The following is an 18,397-nucleotide window of genomic DNA, read 5'->3' on the forward strand; positions in this document are numbered from 1 at the left end:
GGATTCCAGGAACATCATGCGCGTTCTCGTACTGGGCAGCGGCGTGGTCGGCGTGACCACCGCATACTATCTGGCCAAGGCAGGCCACGACGTCACCGTCATCGACCGTCAACCCGGCCCTGCCCTGGAGACGAGTTTTGCCAACGCGGGCCAGATCTCGCCGGGCTATGCCTCGCCGTGGGCGGCGCCGGGCATCCCGCTGAAGGCCGCGAAATGGCTGTTCCAGAAGCACGCGCCGCTGGCGATCCGTCCCGACGGCTCGCTGTTCCAGTTGCAGTGGATGTGGCAGATGTACCGCAACTGCACGGCCGACCGCTATGCGGTGAACAAGGAGCGCATGGTGCGCCTGGCCGAGTACAGCCGCGATTGCATCCGCGAACTGCGCGCCGAGACCGGCATCGAATACGAAGGCCGCACCCTGGGCACCGTGCAGCTGTTCCGCACCCAGCAGCAGCTGGAAAGCGCGGGCAAGGACATCGAAGTGCTGAAGGAAGCCGGCGTCGAGTACGAACTGCTGCAGGGCCGCGAGCTGGGCAAGGCCGAGCCGGCGCTGGGCAATCACGCCACCCTGGTCGGCGGCCTGCGCCTGCCGAACGACGAAACCGGCGACTGCCAGCTGTTCACCAGCCGCCTGACCGTGATGGCGCGCGAACTGGGCGTGCGCTTCGAATTCGACACCGCCATCCAGGCCCTCGACGTCAACAGTGGGCAGATCAGCGGCGTGCGCACCGACAAGGGCACCCTCACCGCCGACCGCTACGTGCTGGCGCTGGGCAGCTATTCGCGCCTGCTGCTGAAGGACCAGTTCACGCTGCCGGTGTACCCGCTCAAGGGCTACTCGATCACCGTGCCGATCACGGACGCCAGCCGTGCGCCGGTTTCGACCATCCTCGACGAGACCTACAAGATTGCCGTCACCCGCTTCGAAGACCGCATCCGCGTGGGCGGCATGGCCGAGATCGCGGGCTACAGCACCTACCTGAACCCGGCGCGCCGCGAAACCCTGGAGATGGTCGTCAACGACCTGTTCCCGGGCGCCGGCGACACCAGGCAAGCCAGCTTCTGGACCGGCCTGCGCCCGATGACCCCGGACAGCACCCCGGTGGTCGGCGCCACCCCGCTGGGCAACCTGTTCGTCAACAGCGGCCACGGCACCCTGGGCTGGACCATGGCCTGCGGTTCCGCCAGCGTCATCGCCGACCTGGTGAGCGGCAAGAAGCCGGCCATCCGCGCCGACGACCTGGCCGTGTTCCGCTACGCCGGCACCCCACAGCGCGGCGCGGCGCCGGAACTGGTCAAGGCCTGATCCGGACATGGTGGATTCTGTGGATGCGTCCCGCGCCGGGGCGCGGCTGACGGTCGACCTGGGCGCGATCCGGGACAATTACCGGCTGCTGGCCAGGATGACTACGGGGGCCTGCGCGGCCGTCATGAAGGCCGACGCCTACGGGCTCGGCATGGAACAGGTGGCGCCCGCGCTGGCGCTCGAGGGCTGCAAGACCTTCTTCACCGCCCACCTCGAGGAAGGCATCCGGCTGCGCCAGCTGGTGCCGGAGGACTGCACGATCTACGTGCTGCACGGCGCCCCGCCGGGCACCGCGCGCGACTGCTTCCAGTACGACCTGCGGCCGGTACTGAACGATCCGGGGCAAATCCAGGAATGGCGCGCGCTGGCCCGCAGCCTGGACCGCGAACTGCCGGCCGCGATCCAGCTGGACACCGGCATGTCGCGCATGGGCCTGGCGCCGGAAGACCTGCTGGCGCTGGCCGGGGACCGCGACTGGCTCGCGGGCGTGCGCCCTACCCTGGTGATGAGCCACCTGGCCTGCGCGGACGAGCCGGAGCATCCGATGAACGACGCCCAGCGCCGCAGGTTCGACGAACTGCGCGCGCTGCTCCCGGGCGTGCCGGCCAGCCTGGCCAATTCCTCGGGCGTGTTCCTGGGTGCCGACTACCACCATGACCTGCTGCGCCCGGGCGCGGCCCTGTATGGCATCAATCCGCAGCCGGGCAATCCGAATCCGCTGAAGCAGGCGGTGTCCCTGCATGCGCGCGTGGTGCAGGTGCGCAGCGTATGCGAGGGCGCCGTGGTGGGCTATGGCGCGCACCACGCCTGCACCGGCGAGCAGCGCATCGCGACCATCGCGGTGGGCTATGCTGACGGTTGGTTGCGTTCCCTGTCGGGACGCGGCTTCGCCTTCGTGGACGGCGTCCAGGTACCGATCGCGGGGCGGGTGTCGATGGACAGCATCACGCTGGACGTAACGGGGATCGCGCCGGAGCGCATCGTGCCGGGCGCCGAGGTCGAGCTGATGGGGGATCACCAGCCGGTGGACGCCGTGGCGGCGCTGGCGGGGACGATCGGCTACGAGGTGCTGACGCGCCTGGGCGGGCGCTTCCATCGGCGCTACGTCTGAGCATGTCGATTGGGTCCCCGCCCGCGCGGAGACGACGTTTTTAGCTCAGTAGCAGGAATTGCACCGCCTGCGACAGACATGAAAAAACGGCCGGGTCTGGACCCGGCCGTTTTCCGTTTACACCGCTGAGCAGCTCAGGCCAGCTTGCCGTGGCAAGCCTTGAACTTCTTGCCGCTGCCGCACGGGCACGGGTCGTTGCGACCGACCTTCACGCCCATGTAGGTGCTGTGGTCTTCCGCCGCCACCGGGGCCGAGTCGGCGCGTACCGGGTTCGGGTTGAGCAGCTCTTCCGGCGCGGCCGACGGGTTGAAGTCGGCGTGCTGGTAGTTGACGTTTTCCAGCTGCGCCAGCTGGGCCGCCACCGCCGCTTCGGCGGCTTCGACTTCCTCGCGGGTCTGGATGCGGACCGTCATGACGGTGCGGACCACTTCGTTCTTGATCATGTCCAGCATGCTGCTGAACAGCTCGAAGGCCTCGCGCTTGTATTCCTGCTTCGGGTTCTTCTGGGCGTAGCCGCGCAGGTGGATACCCTGGCGCAGGTGGTCCAGCGCCGCCAGGTGCTCGCGCCAGTGGGTGTCCAGGCTCTGCAGCATGACGTTGCGCTCGAAACCGCCGAAGGATTCGCGGCCCACCACTTCCACCTTGGCGTCGTACGAGGCCGCGGCGGCTTTCAGGATGTGCTCGAGGATGTCGTCGTCGTTCAGGTTCGGATCGTCGGCCAGCATCTTCTGCAGCGACACGCTCAGGCCCCACTCGGCAGCCAGCACCGACTCCAGCGCGGGGATGTCCCACTGCTCTTCGACCGACTCGGCCGGCACGTACTGGCGCACCAGGTCGGTGAACACGCCCACGCGCAGCGAGGCGATCAGCTCGGCCATGTCGACCGATTCCAGCAGCTCGTTACGCTGGGTGTAGATCACCTTGCGCTGGTCGTTGGCGACGTCGTCGTATTCCAGCAGCTGCTTGCGGATGTCGAAGTTGCGGGCCTCGACCTTGCGCTGGGCGGTCTCGATCGAACGGGTCACGATGCCCGCCTCGATCGGCTCGCCTTCCGGCATCTTCAGGCGTTCCATGATCGCGCGCACGCGGTCGCCGGCGAAGATGCGCAGCAGCGGATCGTCCAGGCACAGGTAGAAGCGCGAGGAACCCGGGTCGCCCTGGCGGCCCGAACGGCCGCGCAGCTGGTTGTCGACCCGGCGCGATTCGTGGCGCTCGGTGCCGATGATGTGCAGGCCGCCGGCGCCCACCACGTGGTCGTGCAGCGACTGCCATTCGTCGCGCAGCTGCTTCGATTGCGCGGCCTTGTCGGCATCCGCCAGCGCGTCGTTCGCCTCGATGAGCTGGATCTGCTTCTCGACGTTGCCGCCCAGGACGATGTCGGTACCGCGGCCGGCCATGTTGGTGGCGATGGTGATCATCTTCGGACGGCCGGCCTGCGCGATGATTTCCGCTTCCCTGGCGTGCTGCTTGGCGTTCAGGACGTTGTGCGGCAGCTTGGCCTTGTTCAGGATGCCCGACAGGAGTTCCGAGTTCTCGATCGAGGTGGTACCCACCAGCACCGGCTGGCCGCGCTCGTAGCAGTCGCGGATGTCGTTGAGCATCGCGTTGTACTTCTCTTCGGCCGACTTGTACACCTGGTCCTGGCGGTCCTTGCGCTGCGACGGCTTGTTCGGCGGGACGACCACGGTTTCCAGGCCGTAGATCTCCTGGAATTCGTAGGCTTCGGTGTCCGCCGTACCGGTCATGCCGGCCAGCTTGGTGTACATGCGGAAGTAGTTCTGGAAGGTGATCGAGGCCAGGGTCTGGTTCTCGTTCTGGATGCGCACGCCTTCCTTGGCTTCCACGGCCTGGTGCAGGCCGTCCGACCAGCGGCGGCCGGTCATCAGGCGGCCGGTGAATTCGTCGACGATCACCACTTCGCCGTTCTGCACCACGTAGTGCTGGTCCTTGTGGTACAGCACGTGGGCGCGCAGCGCCGCGTACAGGTGGTGGATCAGGGTGATGTTGGCGGCGTCGTACAGCGAAGCGCCTTCCGGCAGCAGGCCCCATTCGGTCAGGATGGCCTCGGCCTTCTCGTGGCCGGCCTCGGTCAGCAGCACGGTGTGCGCCTTCTCGTCCTTGGTGTAGTCGCCCGGGACTTCGATCTGGCCCTTGCCGTCCGGGGTCTCTTCGCCGACCTGCATGGTCAGCAGCGGCGGCAGCGCGTTCAGGCGGTGGTACAGGTCGGTGTGGTTCTCGGCCTGGCCGGAGATGATCAGCGGGGTCCGCGCTTCGTCGATCAGGATCGAGTCGACTTCGTCGACCACCGAGAAGTTCAGGCTGCGCTGCACGCGTTCGCGCACGTCGTACACCATGTTGTCGCGCAGGTAGTCGAAGCCGAACTCGTTGTTGGTGCCGTAGGTGATGTCCGAGGCGTAGGCCTTCTGCTTGCTGTCGTGGTCGAGCTGCGACAGGTTCACGCCGGTGGACAGGCCCAGCCAGCCGTACAGGCGGCCCATCGATTCGGCGTCGCGCTGGGCCAGGTAGTCGTTGACGGTAATGACGTGCACACCCTTGCCCGACAGGCCGTTCAGGTAGACCGGCAGGGTCGCCATCAGGGTCTTGCCCTCGCCGGTGCCCATTTCGGCAATCTTGCCTTCGTGCAGCACCATGCCGCCGATCAGCTGGACGTCGAAGTGGCGCATCTTCATGACGCGCTTGGCCGCTTCGCGGCAGACCGCGAAGGCTTCCGGCAGGATGTCGTCGAGCGTCTCGCCCTTGGCCAGGCGGTCCTTGAATTCGGGCGTCTTGGCCTGGAGTTCAGCGTCCGACAGCTTTTCCATCTGGGGCTCGAGCGCGTTGATCTGGCGCACGGTCTTTTGGTATTGCTTGAGCAGACGCTGGTTGCGGCTGCCGAAAATCTGGGTCAGGAATGACATTGCTGTGTTCTAGAAAATTACGCCGCAAAAAGAGCCAGGGGTGAGCCGCTGAGGACCCGCCGAAGACCGCCTATGGCAAAAAGCTACTGATTTTATCATGCGATCCGGCCACACTTGGGGATGAAGGACGGGATAACAAGCCTGCTCAACAGCAGAATGTTATCAAATTGCATCGTGCGTGCGCCGTACGCCACAGCGCCGGCCGCGATTGTCGTTGCACAGGTCGCATAAATACGTCTTGATCCAGGCAGGGATGTGCGCATTTCGATGCCTGTTTTGTGGTATGTTGCGGGCATCGCGAACCCGCGCTTCTTCTCCCTTTTCCCCAGTGCATATCTACGGTACCAAGAACCGGCAGACCTCGATCGTTGCGACGGACTTCCTGCGCAAGAACGACCGCATGGCCAGCCTGCTGCCCGCCGCCATGCGGATGGCGCGGCTGCAGTCCGACTGCGCCGCGATCCTGCCCGTCATGGCCGGCAACACCGACGTGATCTCGTTCCAGGACGGGGCGCTGGTGCTCGCCGTGCCGAGCTCGGCCGTGGCGGCGCGCATGAAGCAGATGCTGCCCAAGCTGCAGTCCGCGCTGGCGCAGCGCGGCTGGGCGGTGGAATCGGTGAAACTGAAGGTGCAGGTGGCGCGCGCCATGCCGGAACAGAAACCGCAGATGCGCACCCTGGAGCTGCCGAAGACGGCGGTGCAGGCCTTCGAGGAACTGGCCGAGTCGCTCGAAGAGAGCACCCAGAACAAGGACCTGGTGGCGGCGCTCAGGCGGCTGGCGGAGAAGCGCAGGTAGCGTGCGCGGCAGCGCACGCGCCCCGATTTACATCTGCGCCCACTCGCGCGTCATCTGGCGCAGGTAGGACGGCGGCGCCTCGCTCAGCGAATCGAACTCCACCCACTCGTAGGCATCCGGCGTCGCCAGCAGCTTGCGCAGCAGTTCGTTGTTGAGCGCGTGGCCCGACTTGTGGGCCGTGTAGCTGGCCAGCAGCGGGTGGCCGACGATGTACAGGTCGCCGATCGCGTCCAGGATCTTGTGGCGCACGAACTCGTCCTCGTAGCGCAGCCCGTCCGCGTTCAGGATGCGGTACTCGTCCATCACGATCGCGTTTTCCAGCGAGCCGCCGCGCGCCAGGCCCATGCCGCGCAGGGTTTCCACGTCCTGCATGAAGCCGAAGGTGCGCGCCCGCGCCACGTCGTGCACGTAGGAGACGTCGCCGAAATCGACCGAAGCGCGCTGCATGGTGCCGTCCACGGCCGGGTGGTTGAATTCGATGAAGAAGTCGAGCTTGAAGCCGTCGTAGGGCGACAGGCGCGCCCACTTCTCGTTGTTGCCGCTGCCCTGGCGGATCTCGACGTCCTTCAGCACGCGGATGAAGCGCTTCGGCGCGTCCTGCTCTTCCAGGCCGGCCTGCTGCAGCAGGAACACGAAGGAAGCCGCCGAGCCGTCCATGATCGGGATCTCTTCGGCGGTCACGTCGACGGTCAGGTTGTCGATCCCCAGGCCGGCGCAGGCCGACATCAGGTGCTCGACGGTGGAGACGCGCGCGCCGTCCCGGATCAGGACCGTCGCCATGCGGGTCTCGCCGACCACGTCGGCGGCGCTCGGGATCGCCACGATCGGGTCGTAGTCGACGCGGCGGAAGGTGATGCCGGCGCCCGGCGGCGCCGGACGCAGGGTCAGCTCGACCTTGGTGCCCGAGTGGACGCCCACACCGGTAGTGCGGACGACCTGTTTGATGGTTCGTTGTTTCAGCATCCGGCGATTATAGCCCAGCGCTTATTGGCCCGCTGACGCGGCCCCGCCGCTACGGGTGATCCGACTCCACGTGCACTTTTTCGTGGCGAATCAGATACATGCCGCTGCCGATGATGATCGCCGCCCCCACCACGGTCCAGCCGTCCGGCAAGGTTTGCCACAGCAGCCAGTCGAGGCCGACCGCCCAGGCCAGGGCCGTGTACTCGAAGGGCGCCACGCTCGAGGCATCGCCCCTGGCGAAGGCTTCGGTGATCGCCAGCTGGCCGACGAAGCCGCTCAGGGCCAGTCCCAGCAACAGGGGCAGGTCGCCCATGCGCATCCCGACCCAGCCGGGCGCCGCCAGCAGGCCGGCGCCGACCGACATCATGGCCATCAGCCAGAACACCATGTATTCGCTGCGGTCGGTCCGGGCCAGGATGCCCACCGTGATCGCCGAGATCGCGTACATCGCGGCGGCGCCCAGCACGGCCAGGCCGCCAATGGTCAGGAAACCGGCGCCGCTCGGGCGCAGCACCACCAGCACGCCGCACAGTCCGACGCCGATGGCGATCCAGCGCGCCCGGTCGACCCGTTCCTTGAGGAACCAGACCGACAGCGCGGTAATGATCGCCGGCGCGATGAAGAAGATGGTGTAGGCCTCGGCCAGCGACAGCTTGCGGATGCCGAAGGCGAAAAAGCTCAGCATCGCGATGCCCAGCACCGCGCGCAGCAGGTGCAGCGGCCAGCGGATGCGGAAAATGCCGCCGTAGCCGACCTTGACGCCCACATAGACGACGATCAGCGGCAGCGAGGTGAGCGAGCGCAGCGCCGCCACTTGTATGGCCGGGTAGCGCTGCGACAGGATCTTCATCACCGTGTCCATCAGCGCGAACATGAACACGGCCAGCACCATCGCGTAGATGCTGTACAGGTTGCCGGCGGGTCGTTTCAGGGGCATGGCGCTCCAGCGGTTCAGGGACAAAAAACGGCGCCGCAGCGCCGTTTGCAGGGGGTGCGGGAGATCAGCCCAGTTGTTCCAGCATCTTCTCGGCGCCCGAGACTTCGAAGCCGGCGGTTTCGACGTTCAGCTGCTTGACCACGCCGTCTTCGACCAGCATCGAGTAGCGCTGCGAGCGGGTGCCCATGCCGTGCTTCGAGAAGTCGGCGTCCAGGCCCAGGGCCTTCGAGAAGGCGGCGTTACCGTCGGCCATCATGCGCACGATGCCGGTCGATTTCTGGTCGCGGCCCCAGGCGCCCATCACGAAGGCGTCGTTGACCGAGATGCACCAGATTTCGTCCACGCCCTTGGCCTTCAGGGCCTCGGCGTTCTGGACGTAGCCCGGCACGTGCTGGGCCGAGCAGGTCGGGGTGAAGGCGCCCGGCAGACCGAAGATGACGATCTTCTTGCCCTTCACGAGGTCAGCGACCTGGAAGGTATTCGGGCCGAGCGAGCAGCCTGCGGTTTCGGTTTCGATGAATTCCGACAGGGTGCCTTCCGGCAGGCGGTCGCCGATCTGGATGGTCATGGATGTGCTCCTTCAATGTTTTGAGAATCCGGCAATTATCGCCGATGTCGACCGAGTCTGCAGAACCAGCGCGTCGCAGGGTGGGCGGGTGTCCCGCCCAGCCGACAAAAGAAAAAGGGCCAGCTTGCGCTGGCCCCTCTGGAGTCCGACTGAATACCGCTTAGTTACCGCTTAGTCAGCCTGCTTGCGCAGGAAGGCCGGGATGTCGTAGGTCTCGACGCCGTTGCGCTGCATCGCCTGCACCTGCTCGGATGCCTGCTCGCGGCGCCACACGGCCGGCTGCTTCATGCCGCCCAGGGCGTCGCCGCCTGCGTGGCCCATGGTCAGGCCGCCGGCCACTGCCGACGAACCGGCCATCACCGGCGCGTTGTAGGTGCCGGTCTTGAGCATCTGCTGCGGCTGCACCAGCTGCATCTTCTTGTTCTTGCCCAGGCCGGTCGCGACCACGGTCACGCGCAGTTCGTCGCCCATCGCATCGTCGTAGGCGATGCCCTGTGCGATCGACGCATCCGGTGCGGCGAAGGCGCGCACGGCGGCCATGACTTCCTTGATCTCCTTGCCCTTCAGGCCACGGCTGGCGGTCACGTTGACCAGCACGCCCTTGGCGCCCGACAGGTCGATGCCGTCCAGCAGCGGCGAAGCCACGGCCTGCTCGGCGGCGATGCGCGCGCGATCCACGCCCGACGCGGTGGCGGTGCCCATCATGGCCTTGCCCTGCTCGCTCATGATGGTCTTCACGTCGTTGAAGTCGACGTTGATGTGGCCCGGCACGTTGATGATCTCGGCGATACCGGCAACGGCGTTGTTCAGGACGTCGTCGGCGTGCTTCATCCAGTCGAGCATCGACTCGTCTTCGTAGATGTCTTCCAGCTTTTCGTTCAGGATGACGATCAGGGAGTCGACGTGCTTGGTCAGCTCTTCCAGGCCCTCCTCGGCCACCGACATGCACTTGTCGCCTTCGTAGGAGAACGGCTTGGAGACCACGGCAACGGTCAGCGCGCCCATGGTCTTGGCCACTTCGGCGACGATCGGCGCGGCGCCGGTGCCGGTGCCGCCGCCCATGCCGGCAGCGATGAAGACCATGTGCGCGCCGCGCAGCGCATCCTCGATGCGCGAACGCGACTGCTCGGCGAGCTGGCGGCCCACTTCCGGACGCATGCCCGCACCCAGGCCCGACTCGCCGATCTGGATGATGTTGTTTGCGCTCGACGCGGCAAGTGCCTGCGCATCCGTGTTTGCGGCGATGAACTCGACACCGGACACACCCTTGTTGATCATGTGCTGAACCGCATTGCCGCCTGCGCCGCCGACGCCGACAACTTTGATAACGGTTCCCAGTGCTGCGTTATCGACCATATCGAACTCCATATCGAACTCCCAATATTCAAGATGCCGCTTCCGCTTCAAGGCTGGTGCCAGGCCCCTGACAGAGCCTTGATACCGGAAGTAGCGATTGTATTTAAAAAATCTTTACCCGTGAACGATTTGTTGCTGCCGTACTAAAAAATTTCGTCCTGCCCCGCCCTGCTTGTCCGACCTTTTAGAAATTCCCCGCTATCCATTCCTTCATGCGCTGCCACACTGCCTTCACCGAACCATCCTGACGCGTGACGATGTGTCCGCGCAGGTACTGCTTCTTCGCTTCCAGCAGCAGGCCGAGCACCGTGGCGTAGCGTGGGCTGCGCACGACGTCGGCCAGCTGGCCGCGGTAGTCCGGCGTACCGAGGCGCGCCGGCTTGAGGAAGATGTCTTCGGCCATCTCGATCATGCCCGGCATGATCGAGCTGCCGCCGGTGAGCACGATGCCCGACGAGAGCACGCCCTCGTAGCCCGACTCGCGCACCACCGTGTGCACCATCGCGAACAGCTCTTCGACGCGCGGCTCGATCACGGCCGCCAGCGCCTGGCGCGACAGGGCGCGCGGTCCGCGGTCGCCCAGTCCCGGCACCTCGAGCGTCTCGCCCGGGTCGGCCAGCACCTGCTTGGCCACCCCGTAGCGGATCTTGATGTCCTCGGCTTCGCCGGTCGGGGTGCGCAGCGCCATCGCGATGTCGCTGGTGATCTGGTCGCCGGCGATCGGCAGCACGGCGGTGTGGCGGATCGCGCCGTCCGAGAACACCGCGATGTCGGTGGTGCCGCCGCCGATGTCGATCAGGACCACGCCCAGCTCTTTCTCGTCGGTGGTCAGGACGGCGTCGGCCGACGCCATCGGCTGCAGGATCAGGTCCGAGACCTCGAGCCCGCAACGGCGCACGCACTTTACAATATTCTGGACCGCAGACACCGCACCGGTGACGATGTGCACGCGCACTTCCAGGCGGATGCCGCTCATGCCGATCGGCTCGCGCACGTCTTCCTGGTTGTCGACGATGAATTCCTGCGGCACGGTATGCAACAGCTGCTGGTCGGTCGGGATGTTGACCGCCTTGGCGGTCTCGATCACGCGCGCCACGTCGGTGGCAGTCACTTCCTTGTCCTTGATCGCAACCATGCCGCTCGAATTGAACGAGCGGATATGGCTGCCGGCGATGCCAGCATAGACATTGCGGATCTTGCAGTCGGCCATCAGCTCCGCTTCCTCTAGCGCGCGCTGGATCGACTCGACGGTGGCCTCGATGTTGACGACCACGCCCTTCTTCAATCCTTTCGACTCGTGCTGACCGAGGCCGATCACCTCGTGGCGTCCATCGGACATCACTTCGGCCACGACCGCCACCACCTTCGAGGTGCCGATGTCGAGGCCGACGATCAGGTTCTTCGCGTCTTTTGTCATTGCTGTTGCCTGCTTATGTTTGCTTGGTTGTTTTGTTGGGTTGGTTCGGTTTTTTCTTCACCGGCTTTACCGGCTTGGTGGCATCTTCCGGCACCGAAAGCAGCGCCGAGGACAGCGCCAGGCCGTTCGGGTAGCGCATGTCGATGGTGTCGATGCGTCCTTCCTGCAGCCGCGCGACCAGCTGCGGGTAGACGCCCACCAGCCGCTGCACGCGCTTTTTCAGCGTGTCCTTGTCCTGCTCCCGGCCGAGCGCCACGCTCATGCCGTTGTCCAGCTTCACGGTCCAGGCATAGCGCTCGGAAAGCGACAGGGCCTGCGGCGCCAGCTGGACCGGCGCGAACCACGAGCGCAGTTCCGTGAAGCGGGCCAGCACTTCCTTCTCGCTGCCCTTGGGGCCGTCGAAGGCCGGCAGCTCGTGATCGTCGTCGGCCTCGGCCAGGTTGGCGGTAAACACGTCGCCCTTGACCGACAGCAGGCGGCCATCCTCGCCCCAGGTGCCGAGCGCCTCGTGCTCTTCCACCTCGACGATCAGCTGGTTCGGCCACTCGCGGCGCACGGTGGCGCGCCGCACCCAGGGTACGGTTTCAAAAGTAGCGCGCACCTGCTCCAGGTCGGTGGTGAAGAAGTTGCCGCGGATCTTGCCGATCACGCCGTTGCGCACCGTGAGTTCGTTCACGTGGCGCAGCGGCAGCCGGTACATGCTTTCCACCGTCACCGCTCCCAGCGAGAACATGGGACGCTGCGACAGCCACCACACGCCGGACCCGAGACAGGCGAGCACCACCAGCGCCACCAGGCTGCTGGCGGTTGCGTTGAGGGCGCGGACGTCATGCCACATGCGTGCTTATTCCTTTGCCCTGGTCGCGGCATTCGCTGCGTTCGGCATCTTCAGGCGCGCCGACGCCAGGATCTCCAGGCACAGGTCCTCGTAGCCGATGCCCACCGCGCGCGCCGCCATCGGCACCAGCGAATGCGAGGTCATGCCCGGCGAGGTGTTCACCTCCAGCAGGAAGGGACGCATGTCCTCCTCGCGCACCAGCACGTCGACCCGGCCCCAGCCTTCGCAGCCGAGCGCGCGGTAGGCGTTCACGGCGTGGCGCTGGATCTCCTCGGTCAGGTGCGCATCCAGCTGCGCCGGGCAGTGGTAGCGGGTGTCGTCGCTGAAGTACTTGTTCTGGTAGTCGTAGTTGCCTTCCGGGGCCACGATCTCGACGATCGGCAGGGCGCGGGCGCTCTTGCCGGTGCCCAGCACGGCGACGGTGAACTCGCGGCCGGTGACGAATTCCTCGGCCAGCACCACGGCATCGAAGCCGGCGGCCAGCTCGACCGCGGCGCGCAGATCCTCGGCCTTGTTCACCCTGGTGATGCCGATGGTCGAGCCTTCGAGCGGCGGCTTGACGATCAGCGGCAGGCCGAGCGCGACCAGCACCTCGTCGAGGTCGGTGGACGGATCGATGGCCATGTAGTCCGGGGTCGGGATCTCGTCCATCTTCCAGATCTTCTTGGTGGTGATCTTGTCCATGCCGACGGCGGACGCCATCACGCCGCTGCCGGTGTAGGGAATGCCGAGTTGTTCCAGCGCGCCCTGCAGGCTGCCGTCTTCGCCGTAGCGGCCGTGCAGCGCGATGAAGACGCGATCAAACTTCTGCGCGGCCAGCTCGGCCAGGCTCTGGGTGCCCGGATCGAAGGCGTGGGCGTCGACGCCGCGGCTCTTTAGGGCGTTCAGCACGCCGGTGCCGGACATGATCGACACGTCACGCTCGGCGGAACGGCCGCCGAACAGCACGCCGACCTTGCCGAAGGATGCCGGGTCGAAGGTAGAGGTGGTTACGGTCTGGGTCACGATGATTCAAGCCTTTGCAGTGGTCAGTTGGTGCGGGACGCCGCTGATCGAGCCGGCGCCCATGGTGAGGACGACGTCGCCGTCGCGCGCCACCTTCAGGATGGCGTCGGGCATGTCGGCGATCGCCTCCACGAAAATCGGTTCCAGATTGCCGCCGGTGCGCAGCGCGCGCGCCAGGGCGCGGCCGTCGGCCGCCACGATCGGCGCTTCGCCGGCCGGATAGACGTCGGCCAGCAGCAGCACGTCCGGGGTCGCCAGCACTTTCACGAAGTCCTCGAACAGGTCACGCGTGCGGCTGTAGCGGTGCGGCTGGAAGGCCAGCACCAGACGGCGGCCCGGATAGGCGGCGCGCGCCGCGGCCAGGGTCACCTCGGTCTCGACCGGATGGTGGCCGAAGTCGTCCACCAGGGTGAAGCTGCCGCCGCCCGGCAGGCTGACTTCGCCGTAGCGGGTGAAGCGGCGGCCGACGCCGCTGAAATTCTGCAGGCCCAGGTTGGTGGCCTCGTCGGGAATGCCGATCTCGCGCGCGATCGCGATCGCCGAGCAGGCGTTCAGGACGTTGTGCATGCCGGGCTGGTTCAGCACGAACTTCGCATCCGGGTAGCCCTGCTGGCGCACGGTGAAGTGCATCTGCACGCCCTCGGCATGGGCGTCGAGCGCGCGCACTTCGGCCTCCGGCGAGAAGCCGTAGGTCGTCACCGGCTTGGTCACCTGCGGCAGGATCGCGCGCACGTGCGGATCGTCGATGCACAGCATCGCGCGGCCATAGAACGGCAGGCGGTGGGTGAAGTGCACGAACGCGGCCTTGAGCTTCTCGAAGTCGTGCTCGTAGGTCTCCATGTGGTCGGCGTCGATGTTGGTGATCACCTCGATCATCGGCGACAGGTTCAGGAAGGAGGCGTCCGACTCGTCGGCCTCGGCCACGATGTAGTCGCCCGAGCCGAGTTTGGCGTTGGCGCCGGCCGCAGTCAGTTTCCCGCCGATGACGAAGGTCGGGTCCAGGCCGCCCTGGGCCAGCACCGAGGCCACCAGGCTGGTGGTGGTGGTCTTGCCGTGGGTGCCGGCGATCGCGATGCCGCGCTTCAGGCGCATCAGTTCGCCGAGCATGATCGCGCGCGGCACCACCGGCACCTTGGCGGCGCGGGCGGCCACCACTTCCGGGTTGGCTTCGTTGACGGCGGTCGAGGTCACCACCACGTCGGCGCCGTTCACGTGTTCGGCCGAGTGGCCGGTGTACACGCGGGCTCCCAGTTCGCTCAGGCGCTGGCTGGCGGCATTGCTCGACAGGTCCGAGCCCGAGACGTTGTAGCCCAGGTTGAGCAGCACTTCGGCGATGCCGCTCATGCCGCTGCCGCCGATCCCGACGAAATGGATGTTCTTGATCTTGTGCTTCATGCTTCCGCCAGTCGTTCAAGTTCTTTCGCGATCGCCTCGTTGGCGTCGCGTTTGCCCACGCCATACGCCGCCTGTGCCATCGCCAGGCAGTCTTCGCGTGAGGTCGTTTGCAGCAGGCTCGCCAGCCGCTGCGGATTCAGTTCGCCCTGCGGCTGGTAGCGTGCCGCCTTCTGTTCCTGCATCCAGATCGCGTTGTCGCGCTGGTGGCTGGTGGTGCTGGCGACAAAGGGCACCAGCACGCTGGCCACGCCGGCCGCCGTCAGTTCCGACACGGTGATCGCGCCGGCGCGGCAGATCACCAGGTCGGCATCCGCGTAGGCCGCCGCCATGTCGTCGATGAAGTCGACCACGTTGGCCGTCACGCCGGCCTGGGCGTAGGCCGCGCGCAGGGCGTCGATGTTCTTCTTGCCCGACTGGTGGGTCACGACCGGGCGCAAGGCCGGGTCGATCTGCGCCAGTGCCGCCGGCACGCTGTCGTTGAGCACCTTGGCGCCCAGGCTGCCGCCCACCACCAGCACGCGCAGCGGGCCGGAACGGCCGGCAAAGCGCTCGGCCGGCAAAGGCAGGTCGAGGATCTGCTGGCGCACCGGATTGCCGGTGACCACCGCCTTGCCCGCGGCCCTGCCGAAATCGGCCGGGAAGCCGAACAGCACGCGCTGGGCGATCGGGGCCAGGGTCTTGTTCGACAGCAGCAGCGCGGCGTCGGCATTCACCAGCGCCAGCGGCACGCCGCGGGTGCGCGCCATCATCCCGCCCGGCACGGTCACGTAGCCGCCCATGCCCAGCACCACGTCGGGCTTGCGCTGGCCGAGGTAGCGGCGCACGGCCAGGAAGCTGGCCGCCATCTTGAAGGCGCCGGTGATCGTGTGGCCAATGCCCTTGCCGCGCAGGCCGGCGAAGTCGATGCTGTCCATCGGGATGCCGGCCTTCGGGACCAGTTCCTTTTCCATGCCGTGGGCGGTGCCCAGCCACGACACTTCCCAGCCGCGCGCGCGCATGGTCTGCGCGATCGCGATGCCGGGGAAGATGTGGCCGCCGGTGCCGGCCGCCATGATCATGAGCTTCTTCATGTCCGGCCTCCGCGCATGCGCACCCGGTTCTCGTAGTCGATCCGCAACAGGATCGCCAGGCCGACGCAGTTGAACAGCACGCCCGAGCCGCCAAAGCTCATCAGCGGCAGGGTCAGGCCCTTGGTCGGCAGCAGGCCGAGGTTCACGCCCATGTTGATGAAGGTCTGGGTGCCGATCCAGATGCCGATGCCCTTGGCGGCCAGGCCGGCGAAGGTCTGGTCCAGGGCGATCGCCTGGCGGCCGATGTCGAAGGCGCGTTTCACCAGCCAGTAGAACATCGCGATCACGACCAGCACGCCGGCCAGTCCGAGTTCCTCGCCGATCACCGCCATGATGAAGTCGGTGTGCGCTTCCGGCAGGTAGAACAGCTTTTCCACGCTGCCGCCCAGGCCCACGCCGAAGAACTCGCCGCGTCCGAAGGCGATCAGGGAGTGCGTCAGCTGGTAGGCCTTGTCCAGGGCATTGCCCTCTTCCCAGGGGTCGAGGTAGGCGAACATGCGCGCGCGGCGGAACGGCGACAGCGCGATGATGGCGCTGAAGATCAGCACCAGCAGCGCGCCGATGCCGCCGAACCAGACGATGTTGATCCCGCCCAGGAACAGGATGCCCATGGCGATGCAGACGATCACGCCGAAGGCGCCCAGGTCCGGCTCGAGCAGCAGCAGCATGCCGACCAGGCCGATCGCCACCATCATCGGCAGGAAGCCCTTGGTCAGCTTGTGCATGTATTCCTGCTTGCGCACCGTGAAGTCGGCCGCGTACAGCACGGCGGCGATCTTCATGATCTCGGACGGCTGCAGGTTCATGACCTTCAGCGGCAGCCAGCGGCGCGCGCCGTTCACCGAGACGCCGACGCCGGGAATCAGGACCAGCGCCAGCAGGAACAGGGTCCCGATGAACATCATCGGCGCCCACTTCTGCCAGACCGCAATCGGCACCTGGAAGGCGACGGCGGCGACGCCCATCGAGACCACGATGTACATCAGCTGGCGGTACAGGAAGTATTCGTTCTTGTCGTTCAGGTAGGCGAACTTGGGCGAATCCGGCAGCGCGATCGAGGCCGAATACACCATCACCAGGCCGAACATCATGAGCAGCACGGTGACCCAGACCAGCGGCTGGTCGTAGTCCATCATCTTCGACGGACGGCTGCGCGCCGCGATGGTCGCGTCGCTGGCCGTGCCGGAGAACTTGAATGGAAGCTGGAAGGGCATCAGATCTCCTGTCCCTTTTCCAGTGCGATGTCGCGCACGGCGTCGACGAACACCTGCGCGCGGTGCGCGTAGTTGGTGAACATGTCGAGGCTGGCGCAGGCCGGCGACAGCAGCACCGCGTCGCCCGCGCGCGCCAGGCCGGCGGCCCTGCGCACCGCTTCCGGCAGGCCCGGCAGGTCGAACACCGGCACGCCGGTCGGCTCGATCGCGGCGCGCACGGCCGGGGCGTCGCGGCCGATCAGCAGCACCGCGCGCGCATGACGCGAAACCGGTGCGGCGAGCGGTGCGAAATCCTGGCCCTTGCCGTCGCCGCCGGCGATCAAGAGGATCTGCTGGTCTTCGCCGGCGAAGGCTTTGCCGAGGCCTTCGAGCGCGGCCACGGTGGCGCCCACGTTGGTGCCCTTGCTGTCGTCGTAATAGTCGACGCCGTCGATGCTGGCGACCAGCTCGACACGGTGCGGCTCGCCCGCGTAGTCGCGCAGGCCGTGCAGCAGCGGCGCCAGCGGCAGGCCGCAGGCGCGGCACAGGGCCAGTGCGGCCAGCGCATTGGCGGCATTGTGCAGGCCGCGGATCTTCAGCGCGTCGGCCGGCATCAGGCGGTTGACGCTCACTTCGACCGGCGGCGCCACTTCGCCCTTCTTGAGTTTTTTCGGCGCTTCGTCATCGAGCGCCACGGCATTGGCCAGCCACAGCACACCGCGCTCGCTGACCAGGCCGAAGCTGTTCGGCTCGATCGGTTCGCCAGTGCCGAAGCTGACCACCGGGGTGTCCACGGCCGTCATGCGCATCACGACCGCATCGTCGCGGTTCAGCACGCGCACGGTATTGGAACCGAAAATGCGCGCCTTGTCCGCCGCATAGGCCTCCATGCTGCCGTGCCAGTCGAGGTGGTCCTGGGTCAGGTTCAGCACGGTGGCGGCATCGGCCTGCAGGCTGAAGGTGGTATGCAGCTGGAAGCTCGACAGCTCGAGCACCCAGGCCTCGGGCAGTTCATCGTTGTCGAGGCATTCGCGCAGCACGTCCAGCGCGGCCGGGCTGATGTTGCCCGCCACGCGCGTGCTCAGGCCGGCGCGGCGGCACAGCAGGCCGGTCAGGCTGGTGACGGTGGTCTTGCCGTTGGTGCCGGTGATGGCGATGACTGTCGGGGCATAAGCGCGTTCGGCGCGCAGGTGTGCGAGCGCCTGCGCGAACAGTTCGATCTCGCCCCATACCGGAATGTTGCGCGCGCGCGCAGCAGGCGCGATGGCGGCCAGTTCGCGCTGCGGGGCCAGGCCCGGGCTGACGGCGACGAAGTCCATGCCGTCCAGCAGGGCTTCGGCGAATTCGCCGCCCGTGAATTCCGCGTTCGGCACCGCCTGGCGCAGCGCGAACAGGCGCTGCGGCTCGGTACGGGTGTCGGCGACGCGCACGCGCGCGCCGCAGCGCGCCAGCCATTGCGCCATCGCCAGCCCGGATTCTCCCAGGCCCAGCACCAGTGCGGATTTGCCTTCGTAGCTCATTCTG

15 protein-coding genes are annotated in these 18,397 nt (G+C 66.7%); 3 read left to right on the forward strand and 12 right to left on the reverse strand.

Features of this window, described 5'->3' with window-relative positions; all coding sequences use genetic code 11:
- Positions 1 to 16: 16 nt before the first annotated feature.
- Positions 17 to 1,306, forward strand: a complete 1,290-nt coding sequence (locus tag AB3347_RS12130) for a D-amino acid dehydrogenase (RefSeq protein WP_369092062.1) — start codon at positions 17 to 19, stop codon at positions 1,304 to 1,306.
- A gap of 7 nt (positions 1,307 to 1,313) precedes the next feature.
- Entirely contained in the window at positions 1,314 to 2,417 is a 1,104-nt protein-coding gene (gene alr, locus AB3347_RS12135; protein WP_369092063.1) for an alanine racemase, read from the forward strand.
- A 134-nt stretch (positions 2,418 to 2,551) separates the two neighbouring features.
- Here the strand turns inward: alr and secA are convergent, their stop codons facing one another.
- The gene (secA, locus tag AB3347_RS12140) at positions 2,552 to 5,335 is read right to left on the reverse strand and encodes a preprotein translocase subunit SecA (protein ID WP_369092064.1); all 2,784 of its coding nucleotides are present in this window, start codon (positions 5,333 to 5,335) and stop codon (positions 2,552 to 2,554) included.
- 328 nt (positions 5,336 to 5,663) lie between these two features.
- On the opposite strand from secA, the gene AB3347_RS12145 reads away from it, so the two are divergent.
- Positions 5,664 to 6,131 (forward strand): DciA family protein, encoded by a 468-nt coding sequence (locus AB3347_RS12145; protein WP_369092065.1) that lies wholly within the window; start codon positions 5,664 to 5,666, stop codon positions 6,129 to 6,131.
- Between the two features lie 27 nt (positions 6,132 to 6,158).
- On the opposite strand, the gene lpxC is transcribed toward AB3347_RS12145, so the two are convergent.
- The 11 genes from lpxC to murD all read right to left on the reverse strand — a co-directional run bounded on the left by lpxC (position 6,159) and on the right by murD (position 18,393).
- A complete protein-coding gene (gene lpxC / locus AB3347_RS12150) occupies positions 6,159 to 7,094 on the reverse strand; it encodes a UDP-3-O-acyl-N-acetylglucosamine deacetylase (RefSeq protein ID WP_036248233.1) in 936 nt (311 codons plus the stop codon).
- A 49-nt stretch (positions 7,095 to 7,143) separates the two neighbouring features.
- The gene (locus AB3347_RS12155; protein ID WP_369092066.1) at positions 7,144 to 8,031 is read right to left on the reverse strand and encodes a DMT family transporter; all 888 of its coding nucleotides are present in this window, start codon (positions 8,029 to 8,031) and stop codon (positions 7,144 to 7,146) included.
- A gap of 64 nt (positions 8,032 to 8,095) precedes the next feature.
- Positions 8,096 to 8,599, reverse strand: a complete 504-nt coding sequence (locus tag AB3347_RS12160) for a peroxiredoxin (protein ID WP_369092067.1) — start codon at positions 8,597 to 8,599, stop codon at positions 8,096 to 8,098.
- A 171-nt stretch (positions 8,600 to 8,770) separates the two neighbouring features.
- Complete coding sequence (ftsZ, locus tag AB3347_RS12165) at positions 8,771 to 9,967, reverse strand: cell division protein FtsZ (RefSeq protein ID WP_369092068.1); 1,197 nt, start codon at positions 9,965 to 9,967, stop codon at positions 8,771 to 8,773.
- A 172-nt stretch (positions 9,968 to 10,139) separates the two neighbouring features.
- Positions 10,140 to 11,372 carry a cell division protein FtsA gene (gene ftsA, locus AB3347_RS12170; RefSeq protein WP_231059350.1) on the reverse strand — a complete coding sequence of 411 codons (1,233 nt, stop codon included), beginning with the start codon at positions 11,370 to 11,372 and terminating at the stop codon, positions 10,140 to 10,142.
- Positions 11,373 to 11,385: 13 nt separating this feature from the next.
- Entirely contained in the window at positions 11,386 to 12,210 is an 825-nt protein-coding gene (locus AB3347_RS12175; protein WP_369092069.1) for a cell division protein FtsQ/DivIB, read from the reverse strand.
- Between the two features lie 6 nt (positions 12,211 to 12,216).
- Complete coding sequence (locus AB3347_RS12180) at positions 12,217 to 13,215, reverse strand: D-alanine--D-alanine ligase (RefSeq protein WP_369092070.1); 999 nt, start codon at positions 13,213 to 13,215, stop codon at positions 12,217 to 12,219.
- Positions 13,216 to 13,221: 6 nt separating this feature from the next.
- Positions 13,222 to 14,610, reverse strand: a complete 1,389-nt coding sequence (gene murC / locus AB3347_RS12185; RefSeq protein ID WP_369092071.1) for a UDP-N-acetylmuramate--L-alanine ligase — start codon at positions 14,608 to 14,610, stop codon at positions 13,222 to 13,224.
- Positions 14,607 to 15,680 (reverse strand): undecaprenyldiphospho-muramoylpentapeptide beta-N-acetylglucosaminyltransferase, encoded by a 1,074-nt coding sequence (murG, locus tag AB3347_RS12190; protein ID WP_369092072.1) that lies wholly within the window; start codon positions 15,678 to 15,680, stop codon positions 14,607 to 14,609. Before murG ends, murC begins: the two co-directional genes overlap by 4 nt.
- Positions 15,677 to 16,894, reverse strand: coding sequence for a putative lipid II flippase FtsW (gene ftsW, locus AB3347_RS12195; RefSeq protein WP_369092073.1), 1,218 nt, complete (start codon positions 16,892 to 16,894; stop codon positions 15,677 to 15,679). The genes murG and ftsW overlap by 4 nt, the downstream gene beginning before the upstream one ends.
- Positions 16,894 to 18,393, reverse strand: a complete 1,500-nt coding sequence (murD, locus tag AB3347_RS12200) for a UDP-N-acetylmuramoyl-L-alanine--D-glutamate ligase (RefSeq protein WP_369092074.1) — start codon at positions 18,391 to 18,393, stop codon at positions 16,894 to 16,896. The genes ftsW and murD overlap by 1 nt, the downstream gene beginning before the upstream one ends.
- Between the last annotated feature and the right edge of the window lie 4 nt (positions 18,394 to 18,397).

It is taken from the genome of Massilia sp. X63, assembly GCF_041023745.1.
In the GTDB taxonomy this organism is placed as follows: Bacteria; Pseudomonadota; Gammaproteobacteria; order Burkholderiales; family Burkholderiaceae_D; genus Telluria.

Coding starts and splice junctions, on each gene's coding strand:
- AB3347_RS12175 (WP_369092069.1), bottom strand. CDS start 12,210: ATGTGGCATGACGTCCGCGCCCTCAACGCAACCGCCAGCAGCCTGGTG.
- murC (WP_369092071.1), bottom strand. CDS start 14,610: ATGAAGCACAAGATCAAGAACATCCATTTCGTCGGGATCGGCGGCAGC.
- alr (WP_369092063.1), top strand. CDS start 1,314: ATGGTGGATTCTGTGGATGCGTCCCGCGCCGGGGCGCGGCTGACGGTC.
- murG (WP_369092072.1), bottom strand. CDS start 15,680: ATGAAGAAGCTCATGATCATGGCGGCCGGCACCGGCGGCCACATCTTC.
- ftsW (WP_369092073.1), bottom strand. CDS start 16,894: ATGCCCTTCCAGCTTCCATTCAAGTTCTCCGGCACGGCCAGCGACGCG.
- AB3347_RS12155 (WP_369092066.1), bottom strand. CDS start 8,031: ATGCCCCTGAAACGACCCGCCGGCAACCTGTACAGCATCTACGCGATG.
- lpxC (WP_036248233.1), bottom strand. CDS start 7,094: ATGCTGAAACAACGAACCATCAAACAGGTCGTCCGCACTACCGGTGTG.
- AB3347_RS12130 (WP_369092062.1), top strand. CDS start 17: ATGCGCGTTCTCGTACTGGGCAGCGGCGTGGTCGGCGTGACCACCGCA.
- secA (WP_369092064.1), bottom strand. CDS start 5,335: ATGTCATTCCTGACCCAGATTTTCGGCAGCCGCAACCAGCGTCTGCTC.
- ftsZ (WP_369092068.1), bottom strand. CDS start 9,967: ATGGAGTTCGATATGGTCGATAACGCAGCACTGGGAACCGTTATCAAA.
- murD (WP_369092074.1), bottom strand. CDS start 18,393: ATGAGCTACGAAGGCAAATCCGCACTGGTGCTGGGCCTGGGAGAATCC.
- ftsA (WP_231059350.1), bottom strand. CDS start 11,372: ATGACAAAAGACGCGAAGAACCTGATCGTCGGCCTCGACATCGGCACC.
- AB3347_RS12160 (WP_369092067.1), bottom strand. CDS start 8,599: ATGACCATCCAGATCGGCGACCGCCTGCCGGAAGGCACCCTGTCGGAA.